The sequence below is a fragment of the Ferrovum myxofaciens genome (genome assembly GCF_000735045.1).
GTDB lineage: Bacteria > Pseudomonadota > Gammaproteobacteria > Burkholderiales > Ferrovaceae > Ferrovum > Ferrovum myxofaciens.
In genome coordinates, this window is record NZ_JPOQ01000213.1 from 1 (window position 1) to 274 (window position 274).

1 protein-coding gene is annotated in these 274 nt (G+C 53.6%); it reads right to left on the reverse strand.

The genetic code is table 11. The annotated features are described in order from the left end of the window. Positions 1-274, reverse strand: a 274-nt coding sequence (locus IV91_RS16055; RefSeq protein WP_035418180.1) for a transposase, incomplete at both ends; no start/stop codon positions are given.

The window sequence follows — 274 nt, forward strand, 5'->3', positions numbered from 1 at the left end:
TTTCGTCGAATTTCCTCACCCTGTCACGACTGACTACCAAATAGCGATAACCGTGTTCGATCAGCCAGCCGACATTGGCTTCAGTCGCAATTCCCCGATCCATGATGACCAATGCGCCTTGTGGTGCATTCAGACCCTTCAAGATCACCTCCAATGTGCCGCATTCGGCCACATTACCTGCAAAGGTTTTGGAGCGGCGCACAAAGCCGCTGCCATCAAGCACCAGGCCCAGTGTCACCAGAGGGCAGTCGCTACGTTTCTCTTTTGAATGCCC